This window comes from Parafannyhessea umbonata, from assembly GCF_900105025.1.
Taxonomy (GTDB): Bacteria; Actinomycetota; Coriobacteriia; order Coriobacteriales; family Atopobiaceae; genus Parafannyhessea; species Parafannyhessea umbonata.
This window is the reverse complement of record NZ_LT629759.1, coordinates 504,516-520,449: the sequence shown is the minus strand read 5'-3', so window position 1 is coordinate 520,449 and position 15,934 is coordinate 504,516. Positions and strand designations below refer to the sequence as shown.

General features: G+C 64.9%; 11 protein-coding genes. All 11 read right to left on the bottom strand.

The features are described from left to right. Positions 1 to 61: 61 nt before the first annotated feature. The gene (locus tag BLT96_RS02340) at positions 62 to 3,577 is read right to left on the bottom strand and encodes a UvrD-helicase domain-containing protein (RefSeq protein ID WP_473225136.1); all 3,516 of its coding nucleotides are present in this window, start codon (positions 3,575 to 3,577) and stop codon (positions 62 to 64) included. 5 nt (positions 3,578 to 3,582) lie between these two features. Next, positions 3,583 to 6,933: a PD-(D/E)XK nuclease family protein gene (locus BLT96_RS02335; protein ID WP_090864121.1), complete on the bottom strand. Its 3,351-nt coding sequence runs from the start codon at positions 6,931 to 6,933 to the stop codon at positions 3,583 to 3,585. Between the two features lie 167 nt (positions 6,934 to 7,100). Beyond that, entirely contained in the window at positions 7,101 to 7,766 is a 666-nt protein-coding gene (locus BLT96_RS02330) for a cytidylate kinase-like family protein (protein ID WP_090861448.1), read from the bottom strand. 70 nt (positions 7,767 to 7,836) lie between these two features. Then, complete coding sequence (locus BLT96_RS02325) at positions 7,837 to 8,484, bottom strand: amino acid ABC transporter permease (protein WP_090861447.1); 648 nt, start codon at positions 8,482 to 8,484, stop codon at positions 7,837 to 7,839. A gap of 3 nt (positions 8,485 to 8,487) precedes the next feature. Further along, positions 8,488 to 9,225 (bottom strand): amino acid ABC transporter permease, encoded by a 738-nt coding sequence (locus tag BLT96_RS02320; RefSeq protein WP_090861446.1) that lies wholly within the window; start codon positions 9,223 to 9,225, stop codon positions 8,488 to 8,490. A 9-nt stretch (positions 9,226 to 9,234) separates the two neighbouring features. Next, complete coding sequence (locus BLT96_RS02315) at positions 9,235 to 10,125, bottom strand: transporter substrate-binding domain-containing protein (RefSeq protein WP_090861445.1); 891 nt, start codon at positions 10,123 to 10,125, stop codon at positions 9,235 to 9,237. A gap of 8 nt (positions 10,126 to 10,133) precedes the next feature. Then, positions 10,134 to 10,862 (bottom strand): amino acid ABC transporter ATP-binding protein, encoded by a 729-nt coding sequence (locus tag BLT96_RS02310; protein ID WP_090861444.1) that lies wholly within the window; start codon positions 10,860 to 10,862, stop codon positions 10,134 to 10,136. Positions 10,863 to 11,126: 264 nt separating this feature from the next. Then, on the bottom strand, positions 11,127 to 11,429 hold the full coding sequence (locus tag BLT96_RS02305; protein ID WP_090861443.1) for a YerC/YecD family TrpR-related protein: 303 nt from the start codon (positions 11,427 to 11,429) through the stop codon (positions 11,127 to 11,129). Positions 11,430 to 11,503: 74 nt separating this feature from the next. Continuing rightward, on the bottom strand, positions 11,504 to 12,721 hold the full coding sequence (locus BLT96_RS02300) for an Mbeg1-like protein (RefSeq protein ID WP_157692115.1): 1,218 nt from the start codon (positions 12,719 to 12,721) through the stop codon (positions 11,504 to 11,506). Between the two features lie 126 nt (positions 12,722 to 12,847). Then, positions 12,848 to 14,008: a lactaldehyde reductase gene (gene fucO, locus BLT96_RS02295; protein ID WP_090861441.1), complete on the bottom strand. Its 1,161-nt coding sequence runs from the start codon at positions 14,006 to 14,008 to the stop codon at positions 12,848 to 12,850. A gap of 215 nt (positions 14,009 to 14,223) precedes the next feature. Further along, positions 14,224 to 15,522: a C40 family peptidase gene (locus tag BLT96_RS02290; RefSeq protein WP_090861440.1), complete on the bottom strand. Its 1,299-nt coding sequence runs from the start codon at positions 15,520 to 15,522 to the stop codon at positions 14,224 to 14,226. Between the last annotated feature and the right edge of the window lie 412 nt (positions 15,523 to 15,934).

Here is a 15,934-nt window from a genome sequence, read left to right as displayed (position 1 = left end):
GTCAGGCGTCCGTCACGCTCCAGATGACGCACACAATCCACCGTCCCGACCGCAGCCCGCCCTACATGCGTGGGAGATTGTCCGCGTCGAACAGGTAGGCCACGGAGTACGGCTCGTCGGGATCGTCCGGGTCCGCAAGCTCTACGCACACGAAGCGGCAGTCAACGGACGCGAACCCCTGCCCCATGAGCACCGACGCATAGAAGTTGGCCTGCATCTCATGCCGCGCGCGAACCTGCTCCGCGGAAAGACCGCGGTCTCCCGTCTTGTAGTCAACCAGAAACGCACCGTCCGCGCCCTCGTCCGTTGCAAGCAGGTCAATCGCGCCCTCGACGTACTCCCCGAACTCGGAGTCCGCAGGCGAGAAGAACGGCACCTCAGCCCGCACGCGTCCATGGGCGAGCGCCTCCCGCCGGAGCCGCGAGGTGCGCCACCGGTCGAACGCCGTGCGAAGGCGCGCTCTGTTTCTTGCGGAGAGACGCCAGAGCTCGCACGTCGCATCGAACCTCCCCTTGGGAAGCTCTGCCTCGCACGGGTCCTCGAGCCCCTCGCCCACCTCGACCAGGCACTGTGCCAGCTCGTGGAAGGCGGACCCGAAATTCGTCGCTCGCTCCTCGTCAGCCGTCACGGGCGCGCCCTCCTGCTCCGCCGCGCGCTCTGCGCGCGTGGGGATGCGAACGGGAAGCGGAAGGGCATCGGAACCCGCAGCGTCAGACCTACCGCCAGGCTTGCCCCCTGCGAAGCGCTCGGCCATCTGCTCGTGAGCGCTGCTGAAGCTGAACACGCCCTCGCGCGGCCTCCAGACGTCGACGCGCCCTAGCGTTGGGTCATCCTCGACCGCATAGATGTCGAAGCTCGCGGGCTCGCCGTCCACGGCGCCTTCGGCGGCGTCCGGTTCCGCCGCGAGCGTGCCGTCGACGCCGGCGAGCGAGCCCGCGGAGTCCACCGTAAACTCGCCGTCCGCCTTTGCCACGTCTATCACGCGCAGGCGTCCGGGCTCCGTGCCGCCGTAGTCGAAGCGGTGCTCACCAGTCGCCGGCACGCCCCCGGGCAGGAGCGCATCCAGGAACCCGCATGCGAGCGCAGGGTTCGTGCCGTCCTTCTTCACGGCGACGTTGCACCCCACGATGAGCGCCTCGCGAGCGCGGGTGAGCGCGACGTAGAGGAGCCTGGTCTTCTCGGCGGCAGCGGCCTCGTCGTTTGCGACGGTCGCGTGGCGCAGCCATTCCGCCATGTTCGACGGCCGGTCCGTCTCCTGGATGCGGCCGATGTCCGATATCGGGTCCTGGGGGGATAGCACGCACACGCTCCCCCGGCCGTTCGCAAACGTCTTGAGCTTGCTGCCCTCCGACCTTTGCCCCCAGCACTCCGCGACCGCCGTGACGGGAAACTCCAGACCCTTTGACGCGTGAATCGTCATGACGCGCACGGACTCCATCCTGCCGCCCGCAAGCGACGCGGGCGGAATCTTGGAGACCTCGAGCCACAGGTCGAACTCTGCGGCGGCGCGGGCGGGGCCAAGCCCCATGCCGTCCGTAAGGTCCCGTATGTAGCCCACGGCGGCAAGCACGTTCGCCTCGCGGGCCGCGCCGGTGGAGCCTTCCGCCTCCAGTCGCGACAGCCAGCCTGACTCGCGCACGACCTGCAGGCAGACGTCCGCGACGGACGTGCGCCTTACCGCAAGCCGTGCACGGGCCAGCACGTCGTGCGCATGGACGAGGCGACGCGACGGTGCCGCATCGTGGAAGAAGTCCATGGTTTCGATACCGCGGTCGATCTTGCGCATCGTCGGGGCGTCGAGCTCGCGTTGGGCGCGGGTGCCAAGCTGCAGCAGGTCGCTGGCATCGAGCATGAACATCTCGCTCGTAAGCAGCGGGAAGAGGCCGGACTGGGTGTCCTTTGGGTTCGCGAGCACGTGCAGGAGCTTCGCCATGGTGGAGACCTCCGGCGCGTTCGTGAACGTGGAGCCTCCCGTCACCACGCACTCGAGACCACGCTCGCGGATGGCATCGATGTAAAGCGCGGCCTTCGTGGTGGTGCCAAGAAGGAGCGCCATGTCACCCGGACGCTCGCCATGCGCCGCGTACTCCGCGAGCCTGTCCGCCAGCGCCGCGGCGGCGACCCTCGCCTGCTGGGCGCCCACCTGCCCCCTCGTGCCCACGCCACGCGTGACCTCCACGTCTATGCGCGGGAGGTCGCGCGCACGATACTTGTCGTCGCGTCCCGGGTTCGGGTCCAGGTGCATGAAGTCCGCAAGCACGCCGGCGTCGCCGCCGCACGCGCGGTCCACCAGGGACAGCACGTCCGCGTGGCTGCGGTAGTTCACGGCAAGCCTCACGTGCTGCTCCGAGGGCAGCTCCTCCCCCCTACCGCGAAACACCCCCACGTCAGCGCCGCGGAAGCGATAGATGGACTGCTGCGCGTCGCCCACCGTTGCCAGGTGGCGGGCATCGCGTCCCGCCAGAAGGCCAATGAGTTCCAGCTGCGTCGCGTCCGTGTCCTGAAACTCATCCACCATCACGAGCCTGAAGCGACCCGCATAGTCGCGGGCGATGGCCTCGTTGTCGCGGACGGCCCTCAGCGCAAGGCTCACGAGCTCGTCGTTCGAGAGCACGCCCGCGGCACGCTCCAGCTCCGCCACGCGCTCGTCCACCTTGCGCGCAAGACCGACGATGTCCTCGACCCACGAACGCGGGCGGGCGAGAAGGACGCAGGCCCGCGCCTCGGCAAGGGCCGCCTTCGCAAGCTCCAACTGCTCCTTCGCTCCCTTGTTGACGCTTCGCGGAAGCGTCACGGAGGCAAGGGCTGCTGCGGCCGCGGACGCCGTGCGGCGGCCCGGCGCGAGCTCCGCGAACGACCTAAGCGCCTCCAGGGAAGGCACGACCTTCTCGGACGCCTTCGCCGTCAGCTTCTGCGCGGCGAGCGACTCCACTTCCTCCGTCAGATGCGACATCACATCGGTCATGCTGTCTACCTGCGGAAATGTAAGACCCTCGTACCCGTCGGGCACCGCACGCGCTGCGGCACGCACATCCTGCACCACGCCCATGAGGCCGGAGTAGCCACCTTGCGACCTACGTCCAAGCTGGTACTCCTCGAACGCCTCGCGAAGCGCGGGCTTGGCGTCGCGGTCCCTGTAGGCGGCGCCCACGACCTCCTCCAGGGCTTGGTTCTGCATGGCCTCCGCGTCGTTTCCCTCGGCGATCTTGAACTTCGGGTCAAGACCGAGCTCGAAGGCATGGCGCCTCAGTATGCGCGAGCACATGCCGTGGATGGTGCTGATCCACGCGGAGTCCACCTGCAGCGCCTGCTCGCGCATGCCAGCCGCGCGCAGCGTGGCGCGTACGCGCTCCCGAATCTCCTGCGCGGCGGCATTCGTGAACGTGATCACGAGAACCTGCGAGAGGTCGTCCAGAAACGGCGCGCCATCCGCGCCGGAGCCGGGTGTGAGCGCCCACGCAACCCTCCTGGTGAGCGTGAACGTCTTGCCGGAGCCAGCACCGGCCTCCACGAACAGCGGTTCGTCCAGGGTTGTGACGATCTTCCTCTGTTCGTCGTTCAGTGTGGAAAGGTCGATGCCGCTCACTTCGCGATCCTCCTCTCGCAGTTCATGACCGGGCAGTAGGCGCATGCGCCCTCATCGACGGGCGCCGCCTCGATGTCGCCGTCCAGCATGCGGGCGACCGCCGCCCGAATGGCCTCCTCCGTCGCGTCCAGCAGGGCGTCCATGCCGTGCGTCCCGTCCGTTCCGAAGCTCCCATGCGGGTCCACGGCAACGGCCTCCGCCGTCGCCTTCGAAGGCGTGCGGCTGCCAAACACGCGGTCCATCAGGTTCGCATCCACGGCGCCGGAGAGCGCGTGCTCGCGCCCGCGCGTCGAGAGGTACACGGCCCCCTTCACGACGAGGCTCGGGAGGCGCCGCCGAACAACCTGACCGTAGATGAGCGATTGCACGCGCCTGGGCAGCGAGAAGGACGCGGACGGCTCGCCGTCGGGCCCGCCAGGGAGCGCGGCGTACTCCCTGGCGAAGCCCCCGACGCCCTTGTGCTTGTAGTCGATCACGACGGCATTGCCATGGGCGTCGACGTCGATGCGGTCCACGGTGCCGTTAAGCCACGCGCCCGCATACTCCACCAAGTCGCGCCCATGGCCGAAGTCCCACTCGAACAGCCTCGGCTCGAACCCCACCAGCAGGCCGGACTCGTAGTCGATGGCGGAGAGCAGGTCCCTCTCGAGCGTCTCGAGCTGCCCCTCGTCCTGGACCGAGTGCGGCACGAACGCCTGCGGGCGCTCGCGTCGGCGCGTGACGAGAAACTGCGTGCGGCGGTCCTCCTCCAATGCGCGCGACAGCACCTGCCTAGCATGGGCAAGAAGCTCTGGGTCCTCTTCGCTCACGCCCGAGCCGGGCACGCGGGCGGAAAGGTCCCTCGCGACATCCGGCACGACGCCTCCCGCCTCCTCAAGGGAGGCAAGCGCCTCCTCGAGAAGCGTCCGGTGCGTCACCTCGAGCACGTGGTGCGCGAACGTGCCCATCTCCATGGGCCCAAAGCCTGCGTCGGAATCACGCAGGCGCAGACGCCGAAGGCTGAACCACTTGTACGGGCACTCCAGGTACGACTCTATCTGTGACGCGGAGAGAACCGGCCTTCCGTCAAGCAGGTCTGGCTTGCCCTCGGGCGGCACGTTCACGAGGGCGCGCGCGGACGCGTCGGCCACGCGACCCGCCGCCTCCGGTCTCTCGCTCGCCACAGGCGCAGGCGAAACTCCCGAGGCGCTGAGGTTAGCCGCCGCCCGGGTCTCGGACAGCGAGCGAATGGCGAAGCCCTTCTCGGCGGGGTCGCCGTCCTCCACGCCGTAGCAGGCCAGCAGCTCCGTCATCATGACCGAGGGATAGCACTCCTTCGACTTGGCGTCGTAGAGCGTGCGCTCAAGCGTCACATGGCAGCGCGCCGCGGCGAGCTGCGACCAGAACCCAGCGCGCGGCCGCACCATGGGATCTTCCCGCGGATCGACCCCCAGGGCCTCCAGCAAGGCGGACGCAACGTCGTCCTCGGCCTTCACGGGTGCCTCCACGGACGTCTGCCCGCATACGACGACCGCATCCACCGAGCACTGCGCGAGCGACGCAGCCGCAGTCGCGTCCATAATGCGCACGCGCGCGGACCCCCCTGCGGGAACGCATGGCCTCACGACGACGGCTTGACGCTCGAGCGCCGCGGCTGCATGCGCCACGAGCACGGAGAGCGGCACGTGGCCCGCCGCCTTTTGGTCCGCCGAGAATCCCAGCTCCTTGAGCGTTGCCGCCACGTTAAGGACGGCCATCAGGGCTCCAGCGGCAAGTGCGTCGGAAAGGCGGTCTGCCTCATGCGGAAAGCGTGCGGCGACTTCTCCGCCCTCGCCAAGGATGTAGTCGTCCAGCTTGGCGCACGTGTCACCCGAAGCAGCCGGGGAAGTTGATACGCCGGTCTGCGACGACACGTACGGAGCAAGGAGCTTCGATGCCGCAGACCCCAGCCTTCCCTTCAGAAGCTCGCGCGTCGCGGCCGCAACCTCGCCGGACGTCTTCTTGGGGTTCTGGAGCTGCTGGAGCACGTCTGAAGGCGTGAGCAGGCGGTCGCCGCGCCAGTCCGCGTCGAGCATGTACGCCCGAGCCGTCGGGACGTGTGCGACGTCCGAAAGGAGGAAGTCCGCAAGCGCTCGCGGCGGCCACCAGGACATGTCCCCCAGGCGCACGTACGTACCCTCCTCTGCACGCACGGGCTTCGGCCACGTTGCATCCAGCTCCGCCAGCTGCGCCACGCTCGCCGCATACTCCAAAAACGCGCGGCCGGCGGGGATGTCACCGACGCGTACAGACAGTTGGGCGCTCACGCCCAGGCCATGCGCGGCGAGCTTGGGAGCAAGCTCGCGCCACGCACGGGACGTGTCCGGAACGCTCACGACGATGTCCGCGGCACCCTCCTTCGAGAGGGCGCACACCTCCCGTGCCACAGTCTCAGCCTCCGCGAGTGGGCCCGCGGGGAGCGCGAGCGACACGGCGCCCTTGGGGGCCAGGACCTCCCCGCCGCCGACGAACACGCTTTCGAGAAGTGCCGAGAGCTCTGGCGCGCGGCGTTTCTCGCCTGCGGCAGGTTTTATATTATCGAAGCCCGTACCAGCGGAAATGCAAGGCTCTTGCACACGCATGACATCGATGCCATTCCGCGCGCACGCCGCTGCCACAAGATCTGCCGAGCGGCACTCTCCGGCAGTTGCCTCTGGGTTCTGGGCGCGAACGCAGAGCGTCACGTCCGTCGCGCCCGCAAGGACGCGCATCAGCTCGCGCATAGGACGAGCAAGCAAACCAAGGCCGACCACGACCGTGGGCCACAGCGAGCGCGCGGCGCCCGCGGCGATTATGCGCCCCGCCACGCAGGACATGGCAACGGACTCCTCCGTGAAGGATGTCCTCGCAAGCAGCTCGCAATAGCGATCAAGCACGCGCACGACGTCCGCCTCGCGGCGCGTAAGGCCTGCGTCGATGAGTGCGTCCACGTCCACGCGACCATTGCACACGGGGATCCACGGCAGGGCGTCCTTCGCAAGGCGGCCGAGCACGTCCACGGTGCCGGCGTTATACGCAACGTCCTCCCCCGCGTCAGCTGCCGAGGAAAGTGCGTGCTGCATGGCGACGGTGCGCGTGAGCGGATCGACCACCTGCGTGCCGTCGCCCCAGACCTCCCAGCGCTCACGCGTCCACGCAAGCGGCGTCGTCACCGTGACGCCCAAGCCAAGCCCGCGGCGCGCAAGGTCCCGGCTGACATCGAGCTGCATGGCAAAGCTGGGCACAAGCAGCGTCGCGCGGCCATGCGCGGCGAGCGCCCCCTTGAGGGCGGCCTCCGCGGCCTCGCCTACGAGCCGTGCGTCGTGCGTCTGGGCAATGGTTAGGGACATGGTTGTCCTTCCGTCAGTTTTTGCTGAGTGCTATGGTAACGCGCCGAGTGGACATTTATTCCCCATGTGTGCGACACAAGAACCGGGCGCGCCGCCGCAACGACGCGCCCGGTTCGACAAGGCGCTTGCGCCAACGCCTGTGCGAGCGCCGGCATTAGACTCTGGAGCTAGTCCCTTCCCAGCTGGTGCTCCTTCAGGCGGTATGCCGCCGCGATGATCTGCGCCGCGCCCTCGCGTCCGAAGACGGAGCGGTCCACCACCAAGTCCTTATCCGTGTACATGTCCCACCTTCCGCCGCTGTAGCGCGTGTAGAATCGCTCGCGCTCGTGCTGGCGCTTGCGAACGAACGCACTCGCGTCGTGCGTGGTCATGCCACGTTTTGCGCGCACGATCTCGACGCGCACATCAAGCGGTGCCGTGACCAGTACGGATATGAGGTTGGGGTTGCGGCGCAGAATGTAGTCGGACAGACGGCCCTCGATGATGCACGGACGCGTGCTTCCCAGGTCCAGGATGACCTGACGGATCGCCTGGAACGCACGGTCCGCGTCCGAGCGCTGGTCCATGTTGTCTGGCAGAAACGCCAGGGGGCCGCGCTGAGGACGCTCGTCCACTGCCGCGAGCTGGTCGACGTCGAGCCCCATGCGCAGTGCGGAGCGCACGAGGAGCTCGTTGTCGTAGAGGGGGATGCCCAGCATCACGCTGAGGAGCTTACCAACCTCGTGTCCCTCCGCGCCATAATCGCGTGCGATGGAGATGACGATGGGTTCCTGGCTGTCAGGGTCTGCGGACCCGTTGACGCTTGCGCTGTGCCTGAGGTCGTTTGCGCTCATGTGTGACCTTTCGTTTGGATTGTTGTGCGGGGCGCGGGGGCGGTCCTTCTCGCCCGCCGGCGTCTGGGCGCTATGCCGCGGCGTTCCTGCGCTGGTAAGCGCGGACCGCAAGGGATATCGCGAAGTTGAGTACGAAGTATGTGAGAAGGACGAAGCCGTACAGCAGGAGAATCTGCGGAAGCGTAGACGCCTGTCCCATGACGACGGCGGAGTTGCGCATGAACTCGTGGACGTCGATGCCGCGGAGGTAGGACGTGTCCTTGATGACCGTCGTGCACTGGCTGAACAGCGCGGGGACAATCATCTTGAACGCCTGGGGAAGCACGATGAGACGCATGGTGTCCACGAAGCCGAAGCCCTGAGACTGCGCCGCCTCGAACTGGCCCTTGGGCAGCGCGTTCAGGCCGCCGCGGACTATCTCGGCCATTACGGCGGAGGTGAAGACCGTGAACGTGAGGATGGACACGAGGATGTTGTCGCCTTGCACAGTAAAGCGGAAGATGAGAATCCACAGCAGGTTTGGCGTGCAACGGAAGAGCTCGATGTAGGCGGTCACGAGCCACCTGAGCCACGACCAGCGGCCGTGGCAGTACGACTTTGCCAGGGCGAGCAGCGTGCCGAACGCGATGGACAGCACGATGGACGCGGCGGAGATGACGATGGTGTTAAACAGGCCTTGCAGCATGAAGGCCACGTTGCTGGCGGTAAAGACTCCCATGTGCTACACCTCCGCTTTCGTTGCGCCCGCAGTGGCGGCGCGACGAGCCTTGCGCGGCGCGCGGGAGCGCTTCTCGAGCCAGGTGACGAGCATGGCTATGGGGAAGCAGATGAGGAAGTACATGGCGCAGCACACGATGTAACCCTGCAGGTAGCCGCTGTCGGCAACGAGGATGTCCGCCTGGTACATGAGGTCACCGCCCGCGATGAGCGCAAGGACGGACGTGTTCTTCACCAGGTTGAGCGCCTGGTTGGCAAGGGGCGGAAGAATGATCCTGAATGTCTGCGGCAGGATGACGTAGCGATATGCCTGCACGCGCGTGAATCCCTGCGACTGCGCGCCCTCCATCTGTCCGCGCGGTATGGCCTCGATGCCGGTGCGGATGACCTCGGCAACATAGGCGCCGTGGTAGAGTCCGACGCAGATGACGACGAGTACGAACGGCGCGATGCGCACGACGTGCTCCGCGCCCGTGATAGCCTGGAGAAGCATGGGGCCGGCGGTGTAGACGAAGAACACCTGCACGACGATGGGCGTGTTCTGGAAGAACTCCACGTAGACGCGGGAAATGCCGCGAAGCACCCGCGACTGGGTCGTGGAGAAGACGCCAAGCAGCGTGCCTACGACAAGCGACACCAGAAGCCCCGCGAGCGAGACCTCGATGGTGAAGAGGAAGCCCTGCCACAGCAGGTCAGTGTTTGCGAGCGTGGCGGCCCAACGCTCGGGGTTGAAGAGTTCCATGTGGCCTCCCTACAAGAGCCGGTACTTCTTGGCCCACCGGTCGATCGCACCGGACCCCTTCAGGTCCTTCACGACGCCGCTGACGAGCCTCGTGAGCTCCTTGGCGGACTTGGTGGTGCACACGCCGTACTCCTGCTTGCCAAAGACCAGGCTCGGCTCGAGCAGCTCATTGGAGTCGTTCATGTACGCGCGGATGATGGAACGGTCGATGGCGAACACGTCGATGTTGCCGGACGCGAGCGCCGCCGCGAGCGTGGGATAGTCCAGGTACTGCGGGTAGCTGACGTTGAAGTCGCCGTGATCCTCGTCCTTGAGCATCTGCTGAATCTGGTTCATCGTATCCGCGCCCTCGCCCACGCCGACGATGCGTCCGTCAAGGTCTGCCACGGACTTGATGCCAGAGCTCTTCAGCACGAGCATGCCGATGGAGTCCGTGTAGTACGCAGGCGAGAAGTTCCAGGACTTCTTGCGCTCGGGCGTGATCGTATACGTGGCACACACGAGGTCCACCTGGCCGGAGTCCACGAGGGGGCCGCGCGTCTTCGCCGTAACGCCCGTGAAGCTGGCTAGACCGCGACGCTTTGCCTCGGACATCGACACGCCGAACACCTTCGCGGCGATGGCGTAGCAGATATCGATCTCCATGCCCTGGAACTTGCCGGTGGCCGTGTCCTGGTAGCCGTAGCCTATGACATCGGTCTTTACGCCGCAGTTGAGGTGCCCCCGACTCCGGATAGCCTCGACGCTCACGGCGGTCGATGCTCCCGATGACGAACAACCGGAAAGCCCCATGGCGGACGCACCAGAGATGCCGAGCACGGCGGCGCCCGCGAGCGAGACGAAACCCCTGCGCGTCAGCTGGGGACGGTTCAACGGCCCAGAATCGTACGTTCTTCTCATCGTGGCTCCTAGAGAATCTTGTCCAGGAAGGCCTGGCAGCGCGGGTTGTCGGGATGCGTGAAGAAGTGCTCGGGCGTACCCTCCTCCAGGATCTGGCCGTCCTCCATGAAGACGATGCGGTCGGCCACCTGGCGCGCGAAGCCCATCTCGTGTGTGACGCAGATCATGGTGATGTTCTCCTGCGCGAGCTCGACCATGACGTTCAGGACCTCGCTCACCATCTCTGGGTCAAGGGCGGAGGTGGGCTCGTCCAACAGCATGATGGGCTGCTTGGTGCAAAGTGCACGCGCGATGGCAACGCGCTGCTGCTGACCGCCCGAGAGGTTCTGCGGGTACTCGTCGGCCTTGTGCGCAAGGCCTACCCTCTTGAGGTTGCGCATAGCCTCTGCCTCGGCCTCCTCGCGGGTCTTCTTCTGCAGCTTGATGGGAGCCAGCGTCAGGTTGCCCATGACCGTCATGTTTGGATAGAGGTTGAACTGCTGGAACACCATGGACGTGTACTTACGCGTGACCTCGAGGTGGTTCTTCTTGGTCATGAGCTCTCCGTTGATGCGGACTTCGCCGCTCGACGGCTCCTCGAGCCAGTTGATCGAACGGATGAGCGTGGACTTGCCCGAACCTGACGGCCCGATGAGCACGACCTTTTCGCCCTCACGCACGGAAAGGTTTACGTCCTTGAGCACGTGCAGGTCCCCGAAGTACTTGTTCAAGTGCACGATGTCAATCATGTTGGGCATGTGCCGGCTCCTTTCGCCGCGCTTCGCGGCATGCGTCATGTGACGACGTAAGGTCGTCGCGGACCTAGCGTTGAGGCTCCGGCGCGCTTGCACCGTGGAGCCGCTGCGATTGAACTGCGTTAGGAGGATGTGGCCATGCTGCGTGCAGACGTGCATGCTGGTACAAGCCACGAAACCTTACGTAATTCTGAACGAACGACGGCAAGTTCGGTAAAAACTCTACAAGTAGGACACCTGCCCGACACGCAGACGCAGGAGCGCGCCTTAGGCGCCGCCCTCAAGGCGCGAAAGCACGGTACGATAACCTCCCACCTCTCCGTTCAGGCATTTCGAGACGCGACTCACGGTCGTGGAAGACGCGCCGGTTTTGCGCGACACGTCCACGTACGAGCAGCCGGCAGAGAGCAGCGTGGCCACCTGAAGCCTCTGTGCCAGGTCCTCGATCTCCTTTGGACTGCACACGTCCAAGAGAAAGGCACGCGCCTCATTCGCATCGCGTAGCGACCCGAACGCCGCGAAAAGCCGGTTCTCCTCCTCGCGCAACCTCTGTGCGTGTTCCTCTGTCATGTGCGCTCCTCGCGACAGCCATTAGGTGGGAACTACTTTATCGCAATAAAGCGTATCGTGTGTTACAGCAGCGTTTATTCAGCATGCAGTTGGCGACGAGGAAGCGATACTGCGAGGCCGCTCGCCGCATCGCGTGCGCTCTGGACGACCTCCTCATACGCCTTGCGGACGACGTCGGACGTCCTTTCCGCCTGCTTTGTAACCACGCACTCCACAAGCTTCCACACCAGGCGTTTCGTCTGGTCGCTCGCCCCGTTTGCCGCACTCATCACTTTCGGCAGCCCCTCTCGGGACGTCACATCGGTAAGCTTTGGGCCTCCAGCCCCCAAAATGTCGAAAAACTCGTTCGTGAAGCGCTCACGCTCCCCCATCTCCACAGGCTCCATCCACTCGTCAAGCGCAGCGTCGAATGTGGCGGCATCCGGGTCGAGCCCATCGGCCAAGACGAAGCCAGAGGACGAGACCTGCCACGTGAGCGGGTCATGCTGCAGCATCCCCGAGCCCGTGCTCGCCACGTATGCCCTTGGCTCCTCGGCCCGATCGAACAGTTGGCCTATGACGCAATATGCGGGCTGATAGCGCATGAACCTATCTCCGATGACGTCACGGGCGTCGTGCGCGACGACTCGCCCGTCCAGACCGGGCCCGTCGAAGCTGTAGCAGCGAAGCACGTGCTCCGCAAGCCAAGACGGAGCAACCGCCACCGCGTACGAGGCGAGGTTTCCGCCCTTGGAATGCCCGCCCGCCATAAGCGGCTCTCCCACGGCAACGGCAGCCCGCAACGCCCTGTTCAGATACTCCGCCGCCAGCTTCTGGGCTCCCGTCACCTCGAAGCTCAACATGAAGTCCTCTCGCCAGCCGGCAATCGTGAGGTCGGTGCCACGAAACGACACGTAGCGCACACCCTTGCCGCAACCCTCTACGGAGCTCGGCGGAAGCATCACCTCAACGGCGGCAAACTGAACGGCGTTGTCGTAATCCATCACGTCCACGTATCGACCGATGCGCAAGCCTCCAAAGCGGTGGCTCTTGGCGACCGCATCGATGTAGCGCGCGTCAATCGTGGCAAGCGACCTCACGTACGGCGCAACATCGCCTCCCGAACGCTCCATGAGCGCACCCAAGGCCTCGCGCACCTCGACCGTCCCGCCGGATGCCTCGTTCGGAGCAAAACCGACAAGGTCGATGTAGCTCAACGTCGCGAGCACCAAAGCGTCAACGTCGTTGAAGGGCCGCTCGATAAAGTCTAGGTCACCTCGCCACTTTACGTAGTCGATCAGGTTTCCAGCCACGTGCACCTCCCCACGCACCGCGTCAATATGGTAGTGGAACGAGCAAGAAGAGCCTTGTCTCTCTCGAGGTAGCATCGGGGCGGCACCCGCATGGGCACCGCCCCGCAAAACTCTCTTCGCGAAAGCCTATGCCATGATTTGGCGGAACATTTCCTTCACCTGCTCGGGAGTCGCCTCGCGCGGGTTGCCGGGGTAGCAGGCATCGGCAAGAGCGTCTGCCGCCAGCTGGTCGAGGTCCTCCTCCACAAGGCCCTTGCACGTCTTGGGGATGCCGACATCCTCACCCAGCTTGCGAACTGCAGCGATTGCGGCGTCCGCGGCCTGCTCGTCCGTCATGCCTTCCTCGTATACGCCCATGGCGCGTGCGACGCCAGCCTGCTTGTGGGCAGCAACCGGCTTGTTGAACTCCATCGAAATCGGCAGCAGCATAGCGCAGGCGACGCCGTGCGGCGTGTCGTAGTGCGCGGACAGCGTATGCGCCATGGAGTGGTCGATGCCAAGACCGACGTTCGAGAAGCCCATACCAGCGATGTACTGGCCAAGCGCCATCTGCTCGCGACCGTGACCGGGCTCCTTCTCCTTTGCCTCCTGAACGGCGTCACGCAGGTTGTGGCTGATAATCTCAATGGCCTTGTAGTGGAACATGTCGGACATCTCCCACGCGCCCTTCGTGGTATAGCCCTCGATGGCGTGCGTGAGCGCGTCCATGCCCGTAGATGCGGTAAGCCCAACCGGCATGGATGCCATCATGTCAGGGTCGACCACTGCCACGTCGGGGATGTCGTTCGTGTCGACGCAGACGAACTTGCGTTCCTTCTCCGGGTCGGTGATCACGTAGTTGATGGTGACCTCGGCGGCCGTGCCAGCCGTTGTCGGAACCGCAATGGTGAAGACGGCGTGCTTCTTCGTGTCCGCAACGCCCTCGAGGCTCTTGACGTCCGCAAACTCGGGGTTGTTGGCGATGATGCCGATGGCCTTCGCCGTGTCCATCGCGGATCCGCCACCGATGGTCACGATTGCGCTCGCACCGCTCTTCTTAAACGCCTCCACGCCATCCTGCACGTTCTTGATCGTGGGGTTGGGCTTGACCTCGTCATAGAGGTCCCACTTGATGCCCGCCTCGTCCAGCAGATCCGTCACCTTGGAGGTTACGCCAAACTTCACGAGGTCAGGGTCGGAGCTCACGAAAACGTGATCAAAGCCGCGCCGCTTAAGCTCACCCGGAATCTCCTTGATGGCGCCCGAACCGTGATACGAGATGGCGTTGAGAACGAACCTGTTTGCCATGTTGCCTCCTCAGGCTTTGGAAGATGTGGTCACTTCGCTTTATTGCGCGTAGTTTCAGCTATACCCTAATGGCTGATATACGAACATGTGTCCGCATCAGCATCCGCGAACGGTAGGTTATCCCCCATGAGCGCAATTCCCGACGCATACGGGAGAAGGGCACGTCCCCCTGGACGCGCCCTTCTCGCAAAAGCACATGTATGCCGACTTATCGCCTATACGGGCGAGCCACACCTGGAGAAGCTGCTCACGCTGCCGTAGCCGATGCCCTGGCTAGGCGAGAACGCCTCGATCGTGGTGCCTCCGCCAATGTAGATGCCCACGTGACCGGGACGCCAGACGACGTCGCCGGGCTCCGCCTGGGAGATCGGCTTGGTGCAGAACGAAGCCTGCGACGCGGAGCTGTGGCTGATGCTGATGCCGGCAACACCGTACGCATAGCTCGTGAGACCCGAGCAGTCGAACGTCTTGGAGCCGGGGTTGCAGGCGCCCCAGACATAGGTGCCGCCGACCATACGCGTCGCCGCTGCGATCACGGTGTTGCGCCATGCGCCGGAGATGCCGGAGTTGCCCTTGTTGGAGCTGCTGCCAGAGTTCGACGCAGAGCCGCCGTTGCCCTTGTTGGAGCTGCTGCCGGAGTTCGACGCAGAGCCGCCGTTGCCCTTGTTGGAGCTGCTGCCGGAGTTCGACGCAGAGCCGCCGTTGCCCTTGTTCGCGTTCGAACCGGTGTTGGCGTTGCCCTTGTTCGAGTTCGAGTTCGAGCTGTTGCTCTTGCCGGAGTTCGAGTTGCTCTGCGCGTTAGCGTTGCCCTCGGACTTGTAGTACTCGCCACCGTTGGCCTGCGCCTTCGCGGCGGCCTCCTCGGCGGCCTTCTTCGCGGCTGCCTCACGCGCGGCCTGCTCCTCCGCCAGAGCCTGCCGCATCTCCGCGCTCAGACTGTTCACATAGTCCTGGGCCTTCTGGGACTGCGCGTTCAGCGCCTCGCTCTGAGCCTTTTTGTCGGCCACGAGCTTCTCTTGGGAAGCCTTCTGCTCCTCGAGCTCGGACTTCTGGGACGAGAGCTGGTTCTCGAGCGTCTTGACGTCGTTGATGGCGTTGGAGTCCTTCTCGCTCACCTTGTTCGCATACACGATGTTGCTCGTGAGCGTGTCGAACGAGTCGGAGCCAAGCAGGATGCTCAGCAGGTCGGTGTCGCCGTACTTGTAGTTTGCGGCAACGCGCTTGCTCAGGACGGCCTGCTTCTCCTTCAGCTCCGCCTGGGTCTTCTCGATGTCGGAGTTAAGGGAGTCGATCTTGGAGTTCGTCTGGTCGAGCTCGACCTTCGTCTGGTTCAGATCCTCGGAGGCCTGCTCCGCCTTTGCGTAAAGGCTGTCCAGCTTCGCCTGGGCATCGTTCAGCTGGGACTTCAGCTCGGAGCTGGAGGGAGTTGCGAGCGCAGGAACCGCTGCGCCTGAGAAGACTAGCGTCGCGGAGAGTGCGGCAGCTATAGCTTTTTGGGCCTTATTTCGCTTCAAAACCCGCCTCTTTCGTATTGCATCGTCGTTTTTAAGGTCCCGAAGATTCTATCATTTTGGGGACGTCGCTTCCTGGAATCCGCCTCGCGCGCATCGTCACGACCCAAGCCACCCGTTTTGGGCCACGTGTCTCTGGGATGCAAGAAAGGTGCCTTTTACCAGATGGCATGCAGGTTTTTAGGCATCCCCAAGCGGTCCCAAAGCGGTCGTTCAGCGTCGTGGGGGCTTCGTGAATGTGCAGACAATTTGGAGCAGTTATGAACAAATGCCCAGCTAAACCCTCAAGTCACCCTCAAGCGTCCGCATATGGCGCACGCAGAGCCGACACCATGCGCCATGCGCGGGACTCCACACTCGAAGGATCCGAGCGCCACTGGCGAGGCGCGGCATACGCCGTCTGCGCAGCCTCACT